Source organism: Paenibacillus pinisoli (genome assembly GCF_003605435.1).
GTDB classification, from domain to species: Bacteria; Bacillota; Bacilli; order Paenibacillales; family Paenibacillaceae; genus Pristimantibacillus; species Pristimantibacillus pinisoli.
In genome coordinates this window covers 856,119-876,870 of record NZ_QXQB01000002.1, presented here as the reverse complement: position 1 = coordinate 876,870, position 20,752 = coordinate 856,119, and the positions used below count along the sequence as shown (strand labels likewise).

The following is a 20,752-nucleotide window of genomic DNA, read 5'->3' as shown; positions in this document are numbered from 1 at the left end:
CTCCAACTGTATCGATACAGTTGGTCTGGCGTGAATGGGAGTGCAGCATGAAAAAATATTTTGCAATCATAACCGATATGGAGAATAAGATTCGGCAGGGGATGTACCCACCTGGTCAAAAGCTGCCTTCTGTCCGAAGCGCCGCGGAGGCTTATGGGTGCAGCATCAGCACGATCACAAGAGCTTATGCGGAGCTGGAGAAGCGCCATATCATTTATTCGGTTCCGCAAAGCGGCTTTTATGTGGTCGTAAAGCCGGGAGATTGGCGAGACAGCCGAGACAGCAACATGATCTATTTCGCTACCGTACTGCCGGATGTGGAGGCATTCCCTTATTTGGATTTTCAGCATTGTCTGAACAAAGCCATCGATATTTACAAGTACGACTTGTTTACTTACGGCGATCCGCTGGGACTAGAGTCATTTCGCCATACGCTTGTTTCTCACTTGGCCAATGATCAGGTATTCACGAAAATCGAGAGAATTTTTGTCACCTCTGGAGCGCAGCAGGCACTGGAAGTTTTAGCGAAGATGCCATTTCCGAACGGTAAAGAAACGGTGTTGGTCGAACAACCGAGCTACGATCGTTATTTGCAATTTCTTGAGAGGGAAGGCGTACCTGTCTATGGCATCGCTCGTACGGCAGCAGGCATAGATCTTCAGGAATTGGAGGGGTGGTTCAAGAGCGGCAATATCAAATTTTTCTATACGATGTCCAGGTATCATAATCCGCTTGGCACTTCCTATAGTGCGGAAGAGAAAAGGATTATCGCCAAGCTGGCCCGAAAATACGACGTGTTTATCGTGGAAGACGATTATATGGCTGACTTGGGCGCAGACCGTCAATCCGATCCGATCTATGCTTACGATGGGGGATCGCATGTCATTTACGTAAAAAGCTTCTCCAAGATCATCTTTCCAGGCTTGAGAGTAGGCGCGGTCGTATTGCCCGAGCGGCTGTTGAAGACTTTTCATGCTTACAAAATATATCCTGATACTTCACTGCTATCCCAGGCGGCCCTTGAAGTGTACATTAAAAATGGCATGTACGAGCGGCATAAGCGCAAGATAGGCAGCTTGTACGCATCACGAATGCTGGCCTTGAATGAATCGGTAGAGCGGTATAATGAACCGGGGATTATGGAAGTGCCCTATATCCCGTCAGGCATCTATACGCACTTTAAGCTGAAGCCGACGGTTAATGTGGAGCGTCTCTTAAAGCGGCTTGCAGCGAGAAATATTAGTGTCTTATCCAGTAAAGGGTTCTATTTATCCAATTATTTGGAGCGGGAGAAGTTCCTGCGGATCAGCATTTCCCAGACAAAGCCCGAGGGGATCGATGAAGGGGTCAAGGCAATTGTAGAGGAAGTGCGCAAGGGTGACCGGTAAAGGATAAGCTTCCCCCCATAGACTAAACGCTTTTTCAAGCGTACAGACTATGGGGGCTTTTTTTGCAAGAAACATTTTCCAATTAAAATACGTTTACACATTTATGAAGAGTTTAGGGAAAATGGAGAGGGGCCTGTGGGCATATGTCGATAAAGAAAAAGGTTGTATACATCGCATGTATCTGCACAATAATGTTGATTGGTTTAGCCCTTTTCTTAAGAGAAAGCCCCGCAGGAAATCATATCGATTCGCCAATGGAATTCCGATTGGATGTCCAAGAGCCGTATATTTTATGGAAGAATAACCAATCTTCCTTGTACGTTCAGAATCGCAAGCTATATAGCTTGAATGACGGTTCAAAGGCTGTAAGCCTATACGAATGGAAGGAGCCTTATTATGCCAAGGCGTGGATGAATGGCGATCGCTTGCTTCTCGGCGTGCAGATTAACGAGCAGAATAGCGAATCAGGGTTGCAGGGGCAATGGCTAGGTATTCAGATCGGAGCAAGAACGGTTGTGGATTATGAGGATACGACTTTTTTCGGACCGCAGGAAGTATTGCAAATGCTGGCGGCAGAGCATCCTCGGCTATTCATTGCGACAGTAGTCAATGGTGAAGCCTACTCCGATCATCTCCTTGATCCTGCACTCGACAATTGGGTCACTATGAATAGGGGAAGTCTTGAAACATTGCCGGATCGTGATCATAAGCAGCAAGAAATGCGTTATGTAACAGAGGGGAGCAAGTTCAATCTAGCGGATGGCTCGACCCTTCATATGTATAGGGATAAAGGCGACACGATACTCTATTCTGAAGCTCCTTTGCTGCTTGCAAGACGATACTTGGACTTAGAGTTATTGGATATAAAGGAGATAGACAGCCTAGACGCTTCTCATCAGTTGCTGGGGCGTTTCCGCTCTTCAGGGAATGAAGAGGTTATGATGTTTTTGAATGGAAATTATGAGGACACGCCAATTGCCGTTGAACCCAGGTTATGGGATGAGGATTGGCAGATGCTTACGCCTTATTCCTTAATATTTACGCAGATCCTGCCCGATAAGCTGGAAACTATGCAGTACGCAGAGACTTATCTGGAGGATGGGCGAAAGCAAGTCGGGGAACCGAAATGGATGTCATTCTCTACAGCCGGCTCACGGTTGATCTCGAATCAAGGCCTCTTATTGACCTACCAAGCGGGGAATGAAAAGAAGCAAATCTCCTGGTTCGATCTCATACATGCCGGATCGCCAGGGGGGAATCCGATATGGCTAACCCCATTGGAAAATTATAAATCGAGCATGGAGCTGCGTCCCAATTATGATTCAGATTGGACGAAGCCGAGAGTGCCCGCCATAGAATATGAGGAATATAACACGAACGCCGAAATTCCCGAGGATCTCATGAGGGCGATGGATAATGTGCTAATGGACAGTGATTATGGTTACGGGAAAACGTTCCGTCTTATCGATGGAAGATGGTACGTGCTGTACGACAATCACTTCTTCGTATACAAAGACGGTGAATTACAGAAAATTGGCAATATGCCGGTCACGCTTTCCGTATCGATAGGTGAAGCGGCAGGCGGCCATACAGCGAGAGATTTCGTGCGAGTCGGCGAAAGCTGGATCGTAGCGGATACCGAGGGTTCGCGTGTGCTTAAGCTGGATGAACAACTGCAGATCAAAGCTGAGGTTTCGGTTCCTGCACCGTATCGGCTGTCACTTGAGGTGAATCAATTGACGGTATCTTCCGAGGACAGTCTCATTACCATCGACTCAAGCTTCGCGTTAAAGGGGAAGAAGCCCTTAGCTTTCAAATCTACGGCGAAGATGGCATATGAAACAGATAAGCACTTCAGTACTCAGCAATATCTAGAGGATAAAGAGAGCCGGCTCACGTGGTATTATTTCGAAGGTGTATTGTACCAATACCGCGAGCGGGAGAAAGAGCTGCGTTCCTTCTTTGTAGGCTATAACGAAAACTATGCCGGCAATGTGCAGATCATCCCTTACCGTGATGAGATACTCGTCATGCTTGACCACCGATTGGAGAGATTTGATCGTCAAGGCAATGGGTTGGGCCGAATCGAATTTCCGCGCTCCCAACCGGATGGCATCTATGATCGAACGCCGCATGGAGAGAACTCTAGTCAATTAGATGAAGCACGCGGCGTTCTTTATCTGGTTCAAGGCTATCGTATTATCGCGATCGATTTGCAGCGCAATGACGTGCTCGAAGTATTTCGGCAAAACTTTTCGGACATCGGCAAGCTGATCCGTTACAAGGATCATTTGTATGTCTTGCTGCACAGTGATGAGAATGACCGTTATCAACAACAGAACGGGGAATCTGCGGCGTACGGTCCTTTTTATACAGAAATCATAAAACTAAGTATGGTGGATTCAGGCTATGACAGGTTTGTCGTTGACGGCTTTTATGAAGACATGGAAGTACGCAACGGAGCGGATGGGAAACCGGCCTTTATATTGAAGAGCTATTCGAACTAACAACTGAGGGTTTGGCTCACATGCGCTTCTGAAGCGAGTTTAAGGGTTGTGACAGATCATGGGCAAGTGACCTGTTGCAATCTCTTTGGCGTTGGGATGATTTGCTGGCTCTCGGAGTTGTTACATGAGCTAGGCGTAGCTAGCGCTTATCCATTATGGTATGATTTTTTGTGACGAGATCGCCCTGATGAGGCAGAAGGCACCTACGAGGTGAACAAATCCGATCTGACGGAAGAGCTTGGAGATGTGCTGAGGAATCTTATTGTCATTGCCAATCGATATGATATAACTCTTGAAGATATTTTAAAAGCGCATAAGCAAAAGCTTGAAGCACGCTATTCTACAGAATAATAATTGGAGTGTGTGATTATGAAATCGATCGCCGTCTTTTGCGGCTCCAGCGAAGGAGCCTCTTCTATTTATAAAGAAAGTGCAGTGAGGCTAGGCCATGCGCTGGCTGAACGACAGATTACTCTTATTTATGGCGGCGCCAATGTCGGGCTGATGGGCGCGGTTGCTGATGCTGTGCTGGAGCAAGGAGGCAGCGTGATCGGGGTGCTTCCATTCTTTTTGCAGGATCGGGAAATTGCGCATAAAGGGCTGACAGAGCTTGTGATGGTGGATTCCATGCATGAGCGCAAGGCCAAGATGGCTGAATTGGCAGATGGATTCATCGCTCTGCCTGGCGGACCTGGGACTATGGAAGAGTTTTTCGAAATCTTTACTTGGGGCCAGCTGGGGTTGCATCGCAAGCCGTGTGGCTTATTGAATATTAATCACTATTTTGATCCGATTGTGTCTATGTTTAATGTCATGCAGAGGGAACAATTCATGCAGCCGAAGTATCGTACTATGGTCATCACAGACGACACGCCAGAAGGAATCTTGCAGCAGTTCTCGAATTATGAAGCCCCTTCTGTCAAAACCTATCTGAATGAACAGCGCACTTGATTGTTTAGGTACTTGCTATCTTCGATAATGTCCGTTATTGGGTCCGATCAGAGAATAGAATAGAAAAAGATAGAACAGAGCTCGGTGCCGGATGCCGATGCTCTGTTTTTTTGTGATTGTTAAGAGGCTGTTCTATCGGAACAATCCCCCAAATGGGGAATAGTTATATGCCTGGTTATCCATTAAGATTACGGATGGAATCAAGATTATGAATGAAAGGGACATTCGCATGAAAAAAAGAAGGTTTTTCTCCACGGTAGCCATGATTACGCTTCTGCTGCCTCTTATCGGATCGTTTGCATATGTGGCTAAGGTTAGCGCAGCAGCTTATCAAGTACAGATTATGACGAGTTATGAGACCTATTCCAACAGAATATATTCCAGTCATGTCACGGAATATACCTTTAGCCATAATGGCGTAGTGCAGCAAAGCTCGACGCCGCCGGCTGCTGCCAAATGGGTAACAGTATCCAACTATTACGATGGCAGCTGGACTCGAAATAGCTGGAACAAGGTGTTTACCTATAGCAATTTCGGCGAGATTGAACAGACGACTGACCCTATGAGCATCCCGGCGACGGCCGCTTGGGCAACCATATCTTCTTTTCAAGTTGAAAGCCTTAATATCAATCCAATTGGCAACACGGTATTTCGCTATTCGGTGAATGGTGTGGATACATATACGGTATCCGATGCTTTCCATATACCCGCTGACGCCATTTGGGCGTCGCTTGTTGAGTTTACCGACGGCTGGCACAATACAATCAACCATACTTTTGCGGACTATACGATTAATCGAACAGCGCCAAATGTGCAGTCACTAACCATTACATCCAATAGCGGACATGCTGACTATGCGAAGCCAGGGGATACGGTGACGATTGCGTTGCAGAGCGATATCCCAATTGCCCCGCCTGTCATCAAGGTGGCAGGGGTGGAATTGACAGTATCAGGCTCCGGCACGAATTGGAGCGCCAGTTTTGACCTGACTGATGATATAAGCGAAGGCACATTGCCGGTGTCTGCTTCCATATTCTCGATTGACGGTACGCCTGGTCCAGTCGTCACTGGAGCAACAGATGGTACAACTGTGATCTACGACAAAACGGGACCAACTCTCTCCCATACGCTCACGCCTAGTGGAGCGACGACTCAGAATGTAGCGGTCCAGATTCAGGCCAGCGATGCGTTAAGCGGCGTGCAGCTGCTGAAGTGGGCGGCTGGGAATCAAGCGGAGAGCTACTTTGTGGCAGGGGGCACCTTGCTGACGAATTCATTTATGGCGGCTGATAATGGGGATTACACCGTATACGCCAGAGATGTTATAGGCAACGTGACGTTGCTGCCGGTGACGGTGTCCAATATCGATCGCGTGGCGCCGAGCGTTGCCCTTACAGCAAGCACAACGGAGCTGACCAATGCGAATGTAATAGTACAAGCTGCGGCATCCGATAATGTGGCAATAAGCAAGCAGCTTTGGGCAGAGGGTTTGAGAACTGCGGCCTACTTCCAAGGAGGAGAGGGCACATCGTTCACTGATCAATTTGATGCCAGCAGCAATGGAGTTTATAGCGTGTATGTAGAGGATACAGCAGGCAATCATGGATTAGCTTCAATTACGATATCTAATGTGTTCAAGCAAGCGCCGCAGCTGACGTTAACGCTATTTCCTGATACGCCTACAAGAGATACTGTATTCGTAGATGTTGCAGCCAGCACGGAAGGCGAAGCCGATGGCAACGCCCTGGCTGCTCTGCGCTGGGCAGCAGGCGAGCAGGAGCCTGCATTCTTCGCTTCTGGCGGCGGGAATGATATCCTTGCCGAATCAGAGTTCGAAGGAATGGACAATGGCAAGTATTCCGTGTATGCAAGAGATAAAGCCGGGAACGAGAGCGTGGCTTCCATTGATATAACCAATATTGACCGTACTGCGCCGAGGCTCGCATTAACGCCTGATATAACAGCTCCAACCAATGATTATGTCGTGATCACGGTAACTGCCGAGGATGATGAAAGCGGAATTAGCGAGGTGCGCTGGTCATCGTCAGCCCCAATGCCGGATCTTCCATGGTTCTCAAATGAAGTTGAAAATGGCGAATTCGAGGTATATTCCAACGGCACATATACGGTGATTGCAACGGATCAGGCTGGCAATCAGACGTTGCAGCAAATTAGCATCGCTAATATTCTGACAGCAAAGCCGACGCTGGAGTTAACGCCAGATACAACGCAGCCAACAGGGGATACGGTGTCTGTGACGGTCAAGGCCACAGCGTTAGGGGACGGCAATACAATCAAAAAAGTTTATTGGGCGGAAGGCGACTTGCCAATCGAATATTTTCGCGAAGGGCAAATTCAGGACATTACAGATACGCTGGTCTTGGAAGCGACTGAGAACGGAACATATACCGTCTATACCCGCGATGCGGCAGGCAACGAGGCTATAGCCAGGATTGAAATCAGCAATATCCGGAGTACAAATGCAAGGCTTGCTGCACTTATTATTAAAGGCAGCGGTGAGGAGCTTTCGTTGTCGCCGGAATTCGCCCCGGACCAGCTTCGCTATACGCTGCAAGTGGCGAGTGATGTGCCTTCCATTATGCTGAAGGCTGAGTCAGAAGAGGCTGCGGCATCCGTATCTGTGAATGGAAGGCAGCTTGCCGCAGGAGACTCGCTCTCCGTATTGCTAAGCCCTGGCGTGAATACGATTCGGATTGACGTCACAGCTCCGCTTGCTTCTGTGAAGCGGACCTATACGATTGAAGCCACGCGCGAGAGGCTGGCCTCCTCAGGAAGCAGCATCTCAACCAAAGTCTTCTCCGCCAAGCTGAACGGCAAGGAATGGGCGGGACTGGACGAGACGATCAGAAGCAGCCAGAACGGCCAGCCTCTGTTTGAGTTGAAAGTGGACGATGCAGCTTCGCTGGTTAGCCTAGTTCAAAGCGATAAGGAAAATGAGCTGCGCATTGAACCCCTTGGACAAGCTTTGCCTGAGGGCTCCATAGCATTCAATATTTCGTCCAAAGCAATGTTGCAGTTGAAGGGACATCATGTCAAAATCACGCTGGGCATCGGGGATGCAGCTTACGAGATCCCGGCAGATGTCGAGGTCGGAGGAGATGGAGAGCTGAATGTGAGTGTACGGGCATTGCGCGACTCTAGCGAGACCGGACAATGGCTGAGCAAGCTGGAAAATGGGCCGGAGGGCAAGAAGTGGCAGGCTAAGCCGGTAGGGGAGACCATCGATTTTGCGGCAAACGGATCGGTTAGCAAAGGTGCGCTCGTTCTTCCGCTGCCTGCCGGCCTAGAAGTGACGGAGCTGCGCAAGCTGGCTGTTTTCGTGGAAAGGAACGGAACAACGGCTCTCTTGCCGGCAACCGTACGCTATAATGCAGGTGGTCAGGCCATTGCGGTTGTGATAGAGCTCCAGTCCTCTTCTCGTGCCGTGTTGCTGCAGGCTGAGCCAATTGCCCTCACGTATGAGCGTTACATTAACGGGAACGCAGATGGCAGCTTCGCGCCTGAGCGGGCTGTAACGCGGGCAGAGCTTGCTATGCTGCTAATGAAGCTGTCTATGCAAGCAGGCAAGGCTTCCGTAGGCAGCGGTACGAATACGATATTCGCCGATGTGCCGCAATCGCATTGGGCGGCAGAGGCTATTGCCTATGCTGCTGGCCATAGCTGGATGAGCGGCTACCCGGATGGTTGGTTCCATCCATCCAAGGCGCTGACGCGAGCGGAGCTGGCAAGCATACTCGTAAGATGGCGCGAGCTGCAAGGATCAGGGCCAGCAAGCTACCCGGATGCGAGCGCGCATTGGGCTTCTGCTGCCATTGCATCCGCTGAGCATGAAGGCTGGATCAACGGCTATGCAGACGGAAGCTTCCGTCCAAACCGCAGTGTGACGCGGGCGGAAGCGGTCGCCATCTTGAATCGGGTGCTCGTGCGTCCGATGTACATCGCAGAGGATCAGGCATGGTCGGATGTGCCTGCTGCCCACTGGGCTTCAGGAGCGATTGGCTCCGCATCGCAATCGTTGCAAGCGAAATATTATCTTAGCGGCGAGATTGAAGTTATACGAAATTATTGAAGAAGTCTAATTTGATTAATAGCTAATACAAGGCCGCCGGTCCATTCGGCGGCCTTCTTCTTATGTAAAGCAGCTTTGACGGAATTGCAATTTATTCCAGACCTTTATATCATGGACATATCTTATAAGCTAGTAAAAGGAGTGTTGACCCCGGTGATTACCATTTATGAGGAAGAGCGTAAGGGAGCGATAGCGAGCACCATCGAACATCCCGATGCCACGATAGATAAGTGCCTCGAAATCATTGGGCGGATGGACGGCTTCACACGCAGTCAGGTCACCGTCCAGCATCAGGGCCATATGATTATGATTGGCGGCGGCAGCGGCGAATTCATTGTATCGGTTGAGACAGGCACAGCGATTCATAACCTGCTAGGCTCTGAGGAAGAGGATGATTTTGTGGAGATTACCGTTGGCGGCCAAGCCTGCGAATTTCCTCAGAAATATATCGTGGGCTTCGAGCTGGTGGAGTCTGCGCTCCTTCACTTTATAGAAGATGCATCTGTTGAGCTGGAATGGGAAGTTGTGGAGAAGTAATAGGAGAGGATGAAGCAGCAGAACCTCGCCATATCATTGGGCATACGCTGAATGATGACAAGTGGAGAGGATGTTGACCCATGTTTCCCTATTGCCCTCAATCGTATGATTTCTACCGGTTTGTGCCCCCCGGTTATGATAACTATCCTTATTTCTCTAGCGGCTGGACGTGGCCGTATGGCGTCAGAGAGGTTCAAGAAAGCTATCTGCTTCATCCGCAGCAGCTGCTTACCTTTGTGCTAGTGCATGGGTCCTGGGCCGATGCGCACTTCTGGGATGGCATTGCAGCGGAGCTGCGCAGGAGAGGGCATACGGTCTACACGCCGGAGTATGCAGGCCATGGCGATGATCCGAACAAAGCGGTCACGCATGAGATGATCACAGAGTCTGTTGTTGAGTATGTAAGGAGAATGAATCTGCATGACATTATTCTCGTCGGACACAGCTTCGGCGGGACAGTCATTCAGAAGGCGGCGGAACAGATCCCGGAGCGGATCAAGCGACTCGTCTTTTGGGACGCCTTTGTATTAAATGACGGCGAGGCGCTTGCCGATGAGCTGCCACACGCAACGAGGCAAGGCTTCGAGCAGCTTCGAGCGGCATCGCATGACGATACGATTATGCTTCCATTTCCGCTGTTCCGGGATTTATTCGTCAATACAGCGGCGCTCGATGTTGCTCGGCAGATGTATGCGCGTATCACGCCGGAGCCGGCAAAGCCGCTCTTCGAGAAGCTGGATCTCAAAGCGTTTTATGCGCTTCCTGCGCCCAAGAGCTATCTGTTCTTCTATCAGGACAATGTTTTTGCAGGCGGGGAAGGCTACGGCTGGTATCCGCGCATGGCTTCCAGGCTTGGCACTTTCCGCCTGATCGTCGGAGACGGCGACCATATGACCGATTCGCGCACAAGACCGGCTATGGTGGCGCAGAAGCTGTACGAAGCGGGGCGGGACTAACCGCTGTCTGCAAGCCGGCCTTCCATTTAAGAAAAACTTTAAATTTGGCCCCATTTCTTTTTTAACAGTTTTCTTTATTCTTCAAGAATAGAAGGATAAGGAGGAAGCTGGAGCATGAAGAAATGGGTTTTTTGTCTTGTGGTTTTGCTGCTGCTAGGCTATGGATGGACGAAGTGGAAGACGGGAATAAGCAGCTTGCCCGATGAATCGCTATCTGGCATAGAACACGGGATGAAGCCCGATGCGCCAGCTCAAAGGGACGGCTTTACGATAGACGTATCGGAAGGAATGATCTACCGGGGAGACCTGCTGCTCATCAACAAAGACCATCCGGTTCCGGATGGAATTGACGCGGAGTCGGAAGCGGTAAGCCTGGTCAGAAATCCCCAGTTGATCGACGGCTTCGGCGTGTTGGATAATAGGGTGCTGCTGTCGCCCCGGCTGGCTGGGAAGTTCAGCAGGATGGTCAAGGATGCGGCACAGGAAGGAATAGCCGGCTTCTTGATCAGCAGCGGCTTTCGGAGTGAAGCCGATCAAGAGGAGCTGTATCGCACATTGGGGGCGCAGATTGCCAATCCCCCTGGGTATAGCGAGCACAATGTCGGCCTATCCATGGATATCGGCTCCTCACAGGCCGAAATGAGCCGTGCCCCCGAAGGGAAGTGGCTAATAGACCACTCATGGAAATACGGGTTTGTTTTGCGCTTTCCCGAGGATAAGACAGCGATTACCGGCGTTCAATTCGAGCCGTGGCATTTTCGCTACGTCGGTTTGCCGCATAGCGCGATTATGAAAGAGAAGAACCTCGTGCTAGAGGAATATCTGGCGTTTCTGAAGGATCAGCAATCGGTGAGCACAAAGGTCGGCGAGGATCGCTATCACGTCTTCTATTATCCGGTAACCCGGAATTCCAAGATCGACGTGCCGGTGCAAGGCGAATATGAAATCTCCGGCAACAATCAGGACGGCGTGATCGTGACGGTGCGCCAATCAACAGGACAAGGAGAGTGAAGAGCGGATGAATACGAGGATGGAGACGGTGGCAGCAAGAGGAGCAGGGACGAATAATAGGAGTGTCCATCCTCGTAAAAGTATAGCAGGAGGGAATAGCCCGCTGAGCAAGCTGCTTCTCTGGGCTGTTCTAGTCCTATATGTATATTTGCTGGTTAAGATCATTTTGTTGAAGTTTCATTCTTTGGATATGGGGTTTCTGTGGAGCCGCCTGCTCGCCGGACTGCAGCAGCCGGACTTGCTCTCGCAGCGGCTGGAGAGCGGCAATCTGGTTCTCTTTCAGGAAATTTCCCGTTCCCTGCAATCGTTCAGCAGCCACGACAGGTATAACCTGATTGGCAACGTGGCGATCTTTATGCCGCTTGGCATCCTGTTGGGAATGATGTTCGCACGCAACAAGCTGGCGGGAATGAAAGTATTGCTTTGCGCCTTCCTCTTGAGCCTGTGCCTGGAGACCGCGCAGCTGCTGTTCATGATCGGCCAGTTCGACGTCGATGACCTCTTGCTCAATACCATAGGAGGAATGCTAGGCTTTGCGGCATACCGGTCAGCTGCTCGTGCCATCCGCGGCACATCGGATAAAAACAGCATTTGAAACGCAAGCCTGACTCGGTTATGCTTGTCCTTGAAAAGGAGAGAATGTCATGAAATCGATCACCATACTCATCGCGGATGACGAGGCGGAAATTGCCGATCTGCTCGAGCTGCATCTGGTCAAAGAGGGCTATCGCTGCCTGAAAGCCATTGACGGCCAAGAAGCGCTCGATTTGATTCGCATGCAGTCCGTAGATCTGGCGATATTAGATATTATGATGCCCAAGATCGACGGATACGAGCTGACACGGCTTATCCGCGAGAAATATCATTTGCCGATTATTTTTCTTAGCGCCAAGGCGACCGATCTGGATAAGATCACGGGTCTCGTTCGCGGCGCCGATGATTATATGACCAAGCCATTCAACCCTATGGAGCTGGTAGCCCGGGTGAACGCCCAGCTGCGCCGCTTCATCCAGCTGAATCCGTCGATGGCTGCCCCTGCGGAGGATACGTCCATGCTGGAGGCTGGCGGGCTTGTAATCTATCCCGATCAGCGCAACGTGTTCCTGTACGGCGAGCCGGTCGAGCTTACGCCCAAGGAATTCGATATATTGGTGCTGCTCGCCAGCCATCCCAAGAAGGTGTTCAGCTCGGAGCATATTTTCCAGCGGGTGTGGGGCGAGGCGTATTATGAAAGCGGGAATACGGTGATGGTTCACATTCGGACACTTCGCAAGAAGCTGGGAGAGGACCAGCATAAGAACAAGCTGATCCGGACGGTGTGGGGAGTAGGTTATGCGTTCAATGGCTAAGCCCAAATTCCGCAGCTTCCGCTTCCAGATGGTCCGTCTCTTCGTGCTCAGCATGCTGCTGTCCGCAGCCACTACCTTCCTGATCTATTTGGTGCTGCAGCAATATTATTATACGCTCCTGCGCGAGAATCCGATGTTCCAGGTCCGCGAGGCGATTCGGGATATCGGCGATATCAACGCGTTTTTGATTCTTTTTTTTCCGATCTCTTTTCTATACTTCTATCTGCTGACCAGGCGGTATGTTGCTTATTTCCGCGAAATATCGCAAGGGATCAACCAGCTCGCCGGAGGCGACTTCTCCCATCGGGTCCATATTCCGACCAAAGATGAGATCGGAGACATTGCCCGGGACATCAACCTTGCCAGCGAGAAGCTGAAGCAGGCGGTGGAGCGGGGCGATTTCGCCGAGAACAGCAAGGAGCAGCTGGTGCTTAACCTTGCGCATGATTTGAGAACCCCGCTGACATCTGTCATCGGGTATTTGGATTTTATCCTGCAAGGCAAGGATCTGACCGCGGACCAGATGAAGCATTATACAACGATCGCCTTCACGAAGTCGCAGCGGCTGGAGAAGCTGATTGACGAGCTGTTCGAAATTACGCGAATGAATTACGGTAAGCTGAATATCCGCCGGGCGCCGCTTGATCTGGGCGAGCTGCTGACTCAATTAAGCGAAGAGATGTATCCGGTATTTGAGAAAAACGAGCTGACTGCGCGCCTTACGATAGAGCCCAATCTGATGGTTTCCGGTGACGGCGACGTGCTTGCGCGCGTATTCGAGAATCTGCTGTCCAATGCCGTTCGTTACGGCACAGACGGCGAGTATATCGATATTCGCGGCAGCCAGGAGGAGGGGCAGGTCGTCATTCAAGTAACCAATTACGGCAGATTCATTCCGCCTGACGAGCTTCCGCATGTGTTCGATATGTTCTTCACCGGAGATCGAGCGCGTACCCATCAGGAGGGCAGCACCGGGCTTGGCTTGTTTATCGCGAAGAACATCGTCGAACAGCACGAAGGCGCCATATCGGTGCAAAGCGATGTCATACGCACCGAATTCGAGGTGCGATTGCCGATCTTGGATTCAAGTGTGCAAACTCATCCATTTTAGGGAAAGTTAAGGATTACCCCACTTCTTATTTTAACAGTCTGGCCTATGCTTAGAGCATTAACGGCAGGAGGACTGAAAGATGAAGAAGTGGGTTTTTTTGCGCGCTCAGCGGGGCATAGCCCGGTGGATGCGCCGGGACGCAGCGGCGGCCTGGCTGCTGCTCGCGCCGAGCGCAGCCGGCTTTGCCGTGTTCTATCTGATCCCGTTTGTCATGGGGGTGATGTATTCATTCATGAGCAACGCCTCTGAGGGAGGCTTCGCTGGCCTGGCGAATTACCGGGAGCTGCTGGCCAGCGAGTCGTTCCGGAAGGCGGCTTCCAATACCTTTTATTTCAGCGCGGTTAGCGTTCCGCTGATGCTGGCGTTGTCTCTGGGGCTGGCGCTGTTGCTGAACGGCCAGATCTATCTGCGCAAATGGCTGCGGACTTCCTATGTCTTGCCGCTTGTCGTTCCTGTCGCCTCTGTCATCATCATCTGGCAGATGATTTTTGACTGGAATGGGGTGTTGAATTATGCGCTCAGCTGGTTCGGCATCAGCCGGGTGGACTGGATGAAGACGGAAGCCGCGCGGAATGTGGTCATTGCCGTGTATCTATGGAAAAACGTCGGGTACAACGTCATTTTGTTCCTGGCTGGCCTTCAGCAAATTCCGAAGGATTATTACGAGACGGCACAGCTTGAAGGGGCCGGGCGCTTTCGCCAATTTTACAGTATTACGCTGGTTTATTTGACGACTACGACGTTCTTCGTGGTCATTATGTCGATCATCAATTCCTTTAAGGTATTCCGGGAGACGTATTTGCTGGCAGGCGATTACCCGCATGACAGCATCTATATGCTGCAGCATTACATGAACAACATGTTCGTGTCGCTGGATATTCAGAAGCTGACGGCCGCGGCCGCGCTGATGGTCTGCGGCATCATGGCCGTTGTTCTTGGGCTGTTCGGCCTCGAGCGCCGGTATCGCCGGTTTATGGAGTAGGGGGTGAAGTCTTGCGAGTCATGACAACGATACATAAAAGCTTGTTAACGCTATTGCTGGGGTTGATTGGATTGCTGCTGCTGTTCCCGATTGTCATTACCTTTACCAATTCGCTGATGACCGGAGGGGAGCTGCTCATCAACTATGGGACGATCGGGAAGCTCACAGAGGTGACGGCGACGGGAGCCGATACATTCGTCAATCTGAAATGGCTGCCGGACAAGGTGACTCTGGCGCAATACGGCGAGCTGCTGGTCTATTCGCCTAACTATTTGCTGCTGTTTTGGAATTCGGCAGGCTTGGTCGTCCCCATTATCCTTGGGCAGACAGCAGTCGCGGCGATGGCGGCCTATGCCTTTGCGAAGCTGAGCTTCCGCGGCCGCGATTCCTTGTTCCTGGTGTATCTGCTGACGATGCTGATGCCCTTCCAGGTCACGCTAGTTCCGAACTATATCATGGCGGATAAGCTGGGCTTGCTGCATACATCCGGCGCTGTCATCCTTCCAGGCATCTTTGCAGCCTTCGGCGTATTCATGCTGCGCCAGTTCATGCTGCATATTCCGTATGCCTACATCGAAGCGGCGAAGATGGACGGGGCTGGCCATCTGCGAATATTTCTGACGGTTATTGTGCCCATGGTAAAGCCGGGGCTTGCCGCACTGGTCGTGCTGTTGTTCGTCGATTACTGGAATATGGTCGAGCAGCCGCTGATTTTTATAGACGATCCGTTCAAGCAGCCTTTATCGGTATTTCTGTCGAGGTTAAGCGGCGAATGGGATACGGTGTTTGCGGCGTCGATGCTGTATATGGCTCCGATGGTGCTGCTGTTCCTGTACGCGGAGACGTATTTCATCGAAGGTGTTCAGTTGTCTGGAATCAAGGGGTAGGAGGGGAAGGCAAGGATGGAGTTATCGAAGGAGCAGGTTGACCGCAAGCGGAAGAGATGGATCGCCGCCGTGATGCTGCTGTTGGCCGCAGTGCTGCTGTTCTTCACGTTATTCAGCAATACGCTGCAGTCGGTGACCTTGCCGAAGGCGAGGACCGGTCTTGTGGCAATCGGGGGAATGAAGTACAAGCTGGAGGGCAGCGGCATACTGCAGCCGGTCAATCAGGCGGAGCTGCCGAACGCGGCCGGCTGGAAGGTCCGGGAGGTGCTGGTGAAGGAAGGGCAAGCGGTCAAGAAAGGACAGAAGCTCATCTTGTACAATAGCGCCTCGGCCGAGAGGGAGCTGGAGGACGAGATTGCGCAGCTGGAGAAGCTGACGATCGCATTGGAAGGCGTGCAGGAGCAATACAGGATGTCGATGGTGGAAGGAGACGAGTCCGCTGCGCGAGGGGTTAAGCGCGAGCTGGCAACGCGCAATATTGATATATCCATGCAGCAACGCAGGATTAACGGGATGCGGGAGCAGCTGAATCAGCAGAGAGAGCTGGCCGCGCCATTCGACGGGATTGTGACGAAGGTGAATGCAGTAGAAGGTCTTATCTCCGCTGGCCTGCCTGATGTGGTGATTACGAACAGCGAACTAGGCTATCGGCTGGAGATCGTGGCTGACAGCGGGCTTGTTGATCGCCTGGGTCTTGCCCATAAGCAGCCCATTGAGCTGCGAGCCGCGGCCGAGGGAGAGCAGCCGGCCCGATCATTAGAAGGCATAATCGATGAGATTGCCGATGCGGGCTCGGCGGGAGGGAGCGGGGGAGCGCCAGCGGCTGTTCGGCAGAAGCAGCTGCGCATTCATGTGGCCGATGCCGCTCTGAAAGGAGGTGAGCAGGTATCGGTCAAGCTGGAACGGGCAACATCCGGTAAGGGATGGATTATCCCGAACGAAGCGGTGCACCGGGAAGGCGAGAGCCGTTACATATACAAGGTGGAGCAGCAGCGCGGCGCTTTAGGCAATGTGTTCGTAGCCCGCAAGGTTCCTATCGAGGCAAGCGAGACGACGGAGCGGGAGACGATGATTGGGCAGGATCGCTTATATGAAGGGGATCTGGTCATTCTGGAAAGCAGCGAGCCGCTGCAGGATGGCAATCGGGTTCGCCTACAATAAAAACTCAAGAGGAGAGGTATGAAGCCATGATAAAAAGATTAGGTTTGACTATGTTATCGGCGGCAATTATGCTGGCAGCTATGACCGCTTGCAGCACGGGCGGCGGGGCCAATACGAAGAAGGACGGCACGGCAACGGCAGATGGAAAAACTGTACTTACATTGTCGGTCATGCAGTCCACGCCTTATTATGAAGCATTAGAGAAAAAATTCGAAGCCAAGCATCCGAATATCGATCTGCAAATACAAGCTTACAAGCAGGCTGGGGAAGAGCTGAAGTCCGGGGACTGGGAGGAATACCGGAAGTCGGTCAATACCGCTTTGCTATCGGGCAAAGGAGCGGATGTGCTGGAGCTGATCGACGGCTTGCCCGCAGACGAATATGTTGCGAAGGGTCTTCTTCTGAATGTAGAGGATCTGCTGAATCAGGATGACAATGTGAAGCAGGACAATTTGCATATGAATGTATTAAAAGCTATGAAGCAGCAAGGCGGGACCTACGCGATTCCGTCCAGATTTTCTCTGAGGGCATTCATTGGCGATGGAGGGCAGCTTAAGGATGCCAATATCAATGAGAAGACCTGGACGTGGCAGGACTTTGCCGGCATAGCCAAGCAATTGGTGCAGGGTAAGGATGGGGTATACGCGATGACGGAATATACGCCGGACATGCTAATGCAGGAAATGACCGTCGACAGCTACAGCGTATATGTAGATAAGGCATCGAAAAAAGCAAAGTTCGATACTCCGGAATTTGTGGCATTACTGAAACAGGTAAAGAGCATGTACGATGAAGGCGTCATGACTGCAGAACCGGGGGAGCTGGATAAGCAGCTATTCTACTCAGCCGTATTGCGAGGGCCGGCTGATGTCATTGACGTAACGCATGCATTATTCGAGCAGCCGCGGCTGATGCAGAAGCCGCATAGCGCAGAGCAATCCGGCATGATGCGGATTATACCATCCTCCAAGCTTGCGATTCAGGCAAAATCTTCTGTACAGGAGGAGGCATGGAAGCTGCTCAGCTTCATGTTGTCCGAGGAGGGTCAGTCGATGCCGGAACGCGACGGATTCTCGCTGCTTAAGTCGGTGAACGAGGGGAAGCTCGATGAGATCAAGGGGCAAATCCAGGCGGGCTCTTACCAGCTTCCTGACGGCCAAACGGTCAAGGCGGAAGAGGCGGAATTCACCCGGTTCAATGAGCTGCTGGACTCGGCGGATCAATACGCGGCACTCGACGGGAAAGTGATTGCCATTGTAGGGGAGGAGTCGCTCGCTTATTTCAGCGGCCAGAAGACTGCGGAGGAAGCAGCCGGGCTGATCCAAAACCGGGCCACGACGTTTTTGAACGAGTAGCTGGCGGCTAAGAAAGGTCCGCCCCACAACGCGAGATAGCAGTGCCATACACCGCTAAATGCGCCTAAAGGGGCAGAATCGCGGAAATAGCGACGTGTAGCACCGTTAGAGTCTCGAAATAGTAACTTGAGATGATATAACGGTGCCACACAACGCTACATTCGGCAAAAGCGCTGAATTTCGGAAATAGCGCCGTATAGCACCATTAGAGGTTCGATATCGCGATTTGATAGGATGTAACGTTGCCACACAACGCTACATGCGGCAAAAGCGCGGAATTTTAGAAATAGCGCCGTATAGCACCATTAGAGGTTCGATATCGCGATTGGAGATGATGTAACGACGCTACACAACGCTACATGCGACAAAAGCGCGGAATTTTAGAAATAGCGCCGTATAGCACCGTTAGAGTCTCGAAATTGCGATTTGAGAGGATGTAACGACGCTACACAACGCTACATGCGGCAAAAGCGCTGAATTTCGGAAATAGCGCCGTGTAGCACCGCTAGAGTCTCGAAATTGTAACTTGAGATGATATAACGGTGCCACACGACGCTACATGCGACAAAAGCGCTGAATTTCGGAAATAGCGCCGTATAGCATCGTTAGAGTCTCGAAATCGCGATTGGAGATGATGTAACGACGCTACACATCACTATACGCAACCAAAGCGCTGAATTTCGGAAAAAGTGCCGTATAGCACCGTTAGAGATTCGATATCGCAACTTGAGATGATATAGCGGGGCCACACAACGCTAGACACACCAAAAGCGCTAAATTTCTGAGATAACGCCGAAACGTACGGGAGTGCCCACAATGATTGGCTAGATAGAAAACGAGTGACGTCTTCTCAAAATCGTATTAAACAAAAAAAATGTCGGTGCAGAGATAAATCTCTGGCATCGTCATTTCTTCATTTTTGCCTGGTCACATTCTTTAAGTGAGGTGTCTCTTCGAGCTATCCTTCTTTTAAGACAGTGAAGCTGAGGCTGGGCGGGGATTAAAACCGCAATCCTTTTCCGCCGACCGGTCTGATTATTGTCGGCTCCACTCCGGCGATCAACGGCATGGCGCGGGCAATCGAAGCCTTTGTGTCTTGATGGTCGAGAGAGGAGCGATGCGCTTCCGGGCTGCTCCATACCTCGGTTACCCATATGACATCCGGCTCCGTATCCGAGACATTGACAATATACAGCTCGCATTCCTCCATGGCTTGCATGGCGTCTTCGCCCTCCAGCAATATATCGACCAATCTATCCCGTTCGCCTGGCTTTGCGGTAAATTTGACATTCATTCCGAACCTGCTCATAACCATCGCTCCTAACGTTTTAGAAGTAGTGTAGGTTAGGATGTCCGTTAGTGTATTGTAAAAAAGCGACAGCGCTTTGCTAAGGCATTGAAGTTATATTATACCAAGCGGCTTAATCAGGTTTTAAGTACAACCTTTATTTATAACATATCGGAAAATAAAAAGAAACACCTTTTTTGAGAAAAGTATTGAAAAAATGGGCGGGCTGTAGTATCTTTTTAAATGTAGCAAATATGGGGAGGTGAATGGACGTGGAAAAGATGGCAATGCAAATGATGATGACGATGTGCATGGATGAGATGATGTGCAAGATGAACTCCATGAAGATGATGATGGACAAGATGAAGGAAATGGACATGATGGATGGCATGGATACCAACATGATGATGATGAAGATGCAGGAATGCGACGAAATGATGACAATGATGATGAAGATGATGCGTGAAATGGAGCAAGTATCGATGTAATCGTCTATGAATCTGGCCATTCATGACGATCTGCGAGGCGGACTTCGCTGTTACTGCAGAGCAGTTGTCTGCATGCATATATGGAATAGGATCTGGTACATAGGTTGGCAAAGCAGATAGCTGCATGCCGGCTTTTTTTGTTTTCTCTTCGTTTATTATCGTTGCTGGGCTGTATGGTGTGCCTTCAGCTTAGTGGAGATGTCAATTCTCTGTATTTTGAATTCCCACACCTGCTCTTGCAATTGCCGCTTCTCGTTGTCCGTATGGGCAGAGCTGCGAAGCTGCTCGTACAGATCAAGCATCTTGCGATTTATTCTGTCGAAGCGCAGCCATAGCTCCGCTTGTACATTATGGTTGATTTCAGCCTGGATGTGACTATCGCTGTCTTGCAGCGTCTGCAGAATGTCCTGCTCCCATGCCGCATCGCCAATGGATACTGCCAAGTTGTATAGATCCAAATAATCATCGATCCATCTTGCCGCTATAGCTTTATCGGGGTGTGACATGTTCAACAGCTCCAATCGTTGAAATCTCCTATACCGAGTATTATACTAGGAATTAACGGGATTTCAAGCGGTTTTAAAAAAATGTTGGAGGAGCAAAAGGGATTTAAGCGGAAAGAAGGATTTTTCCAGCAAAAAAAGACTTGATAATAATTATCGTTATTGATAAAATCAAAAAAGAAGAAGGA

17 protein-coding genes and 1 pseudogene are annotated in these 20,752 nt (G+C 50.7%); 16 read left to right on the top strand and 2 right to left on the bottom strand.

Features of this window, described 5'->3' with window-relative positions; genetic code table 11:
* Nucleotides 1-47 precede the first annotated feature (47 nt).
* The 15 genes and pseudogenes from D3P09_RS11275 to D3P09_RS11205 all read left to right on the top strand — a co-directional run bounded on the left by D3P09_RS11275 (nucleotide 48) and on the right by D3P09_RS11205 (nucleotide 18,285).
* Entirely contained in the window at nucleotides 48-1,388 is a 1,341-nt protein-coding gene (locus D3P09_RS11275) for an aminotransferase-like domain-containing protein (RefSeq protein WP_120109826.1), read from the top strand.
* Between the two features lie 254 nt (nucleotides 1,389-1,642).
* Nucleotides 1,643-3,895 (top strand): hypothetical protein, encoded by a 2,253-nt coding sequence (locus D3P09_RS11270; RefSeq protein WP_120109824.1) that lies wholly within the window; start codon nucleotides 1,643-1,645, stop codon nucleotides 3,893-3,895.
* A gap of 174 nt (nucleotides 3,896-4,069) precedes the next feature.
* A pseudogene (locus tag D3P09_RS28080) lies at nucleotides 4,070-4,246 on the top strand (MazG nucleotide pyrophosphohydrolase domain-containing protein); the annotation flags it as partial.
* Nucleotides 4,247-4,264: 18 nt separating this feature from the next.
* Nucleotides 4,265-4,846, top strand: a complete 582-nt coding sequence (locus D3P09_RS11260; RefSeq protein WP_120109822.1) for an LOG family protein — start codon at nucleotides 4,265-4,267, stop codon at nucleotides 4,844-4,846.
* Between the two features lie 229 nt (nucleotides 4,847-5,075).
* Complete coding sequence (locus D3P09_RS11255) at nucleotides 5,076-8,936, top strand: S-layer homology domain-containing protein (protein ID WP_165867400.1); 3,861 nt, start codon at nucleotides 5,076-5,078, stop codon at nucleotides 8,934-8,936.
* Between the two features lie 153 nt (nucleotides 8,937-9,089).
* The gene (locus D3P09_RS11250) at nucleotides 9,090-9,473 is read left to right on the top strand and encodes a hypothetical protein (RefSeq protein ID WP_120109819.1); all 384 of its coding nucleotides are present in this window, start codon (nucleotides 9,090-9,092) and stop codon (nucleotides 9,471-9,473) included.
* Between the two features lie 80 nt (nucleotides 9,474-9,553).
* Nucleotides 9,554-10,429 (top strand): alpha/beta fold hydrolase, encoded by an 876-nt coding sequence (locus D3P09_RS11245; RefSeq protein ID WP_120109818.1) that lies wholly within the window; start codon nucleotides 9,554-9,556, stop codon nucleotides 10,427-10,429.
* 114 nt (nucleotides 10,430-10,543) lie between these two features.
* Nucleotides 10,544-11,440 carry a M15 family metallopeptidase gene (locus tag D3P09_RS11240; protein WP_120109816.1) on the top strand — a complete coding sequence of 299 codons (897 nt, stop codon included), beginning with the start codon at nucleotides 10,544-10,546 and terminating at the stop codon, nucleotides 11,438-11,440.
* A gap of 7 nt (nucleotides 11,441-11,447) precedes the next feature.
* A complete protein-coding gene (locus D3P09_RS11235; protein WP_120109814.1) occupies nucleotides 11,448-12,035 on the top strand; it encodes a VanZ family protein in 588 nt (195 codons plus the stop codon).
* A 49-nt stretch (nucleotides 12,036-12,084) separates the two neighbouring features.
* Complete coding sequence (locus D3P09_RS11230; RefSeq protein WP_120109812.1) at nucleotides 12,085-12,789, top strand: response regulator transcription factor; 705 nt, start codon at nucleotides 12,085-12,087, stop codon at nucleotides 12,787-12,789.
* Nucleotides 12,782-13,900: a sensor histidine kinase gene (locus D3P09_RS11225; protein WP_120109811.1), complete on the top strand. Its 1,119-nt coding sequence runs from the start codon at nucleotides 12,782-12,784 to the stop codon at nucleotides 13,898-13,900. Before D3P09_RS11230 ends, D3P09_RS11225 begins: the two co-directional genes overlap by 8 nt.
* Before the next feature lie 79 nt (nucleotides 13,901-13,979).
* Nucleotides 13,980-14,882 (top strand): carbohydrate ABC transporter permease, encoded by a 903-nt coding sequence (locus tag D3P09_RS11220; protein WP_207892475.1) that lies wholly within the window; start codon nucleotides 13,980-13,982, stop codon nucleotides 14,880-14,882.
* A gap of 20 nt (nucleotides 14,883-14,902) precedes the next feature.
* On the top strand, nucleotides 14,903-15,769 hold the full coding sequence (locus D3P09_RS11215; protein WP_120109809.1) for a carbohydrate ABC transporter permease: 867 nt from the start codon (nucleotides 14,903-14,905) through the stop codon (nucleotides 15,767-15,769).
* A gap of 15 nt (nucleotides 15,770-15,784) precedes the next feature.
* Entirely contained in the window at nucleotides 15,785-16,930 is a 1,146-nt protein-coding gene (locus tag D3P09_RS11210) for an efflux RND transporter periplasmic adaptor subunit (protein WP_120109808.1), read from the top strand.
* A 26-nt stretch (nucleotides 16,931-16,956) separates the two neighbouring features.
* Nucleotides 16,957-18,285 carry an ABC transporter substrate-binding protein gene (locus D3P09_RS11205; RefSeq protein WP_120109806.1) on the top strand — a complete coding sequence of 443 codons (1,329 nt, stop codon included), beginning with the start codon at nucleotides 16,957-16,959 and terminating at the stop codon, nucleotides 18,283-18,285.
* 1,000 nt (nucleotides 18,286-19,285) lie between these two features.
* Here D3P09_RS11205 and D3P09_RS11200 read toward each other — a convergent pair.
* The gene (locus D3P09_RS11200; RefSeq protein WP_120109805.1) at nucleotides 19,286-19,594 is read right to left on the bottom strand and encodes a putative quinol monooxygenase; all 309 of its coding nucleotides are present in this window, start codon (nucleotides 19,592-19,594) and stop codon (nucleotides 19,286-19,288) included.
* Between the two features lie 251 nt (nucleotides 19,595-19,845).
* Between D3P09_RS11200 and D3P09_RS11195 the strand changes: the two genes are divergently transcribed.
* A complete protein-coding gene (locus D3P09_RS11195) occupies nucleotides 19,846-20,061 on the top strand; it encodes a hypothetical protein (protein ID WP_120110762.1) in 216 nt (71 codons plus the stop codon).
* A 155-nt stretch (nucleotides 20,062-20,216) separates the two neighbouring features.
* Here D3P09_RS11195 and D3P09_RS11190 read toward each other — a convergent pair whose 3' ends face one another.
* Nucleotides 20,217-20,582 (bottom strand): hypothetical protein, encoded by a 366-nt coding sequence (locus tag D3P09_RS11190; protein WP_243644083.1) that lies wholly within the window; start codon nucleotides 20,580-20,582, stop codon nucleotides 20,217-20,219.
* Nucleotides 20,583-20,752 lie beyond the last annotated feature (170 nt).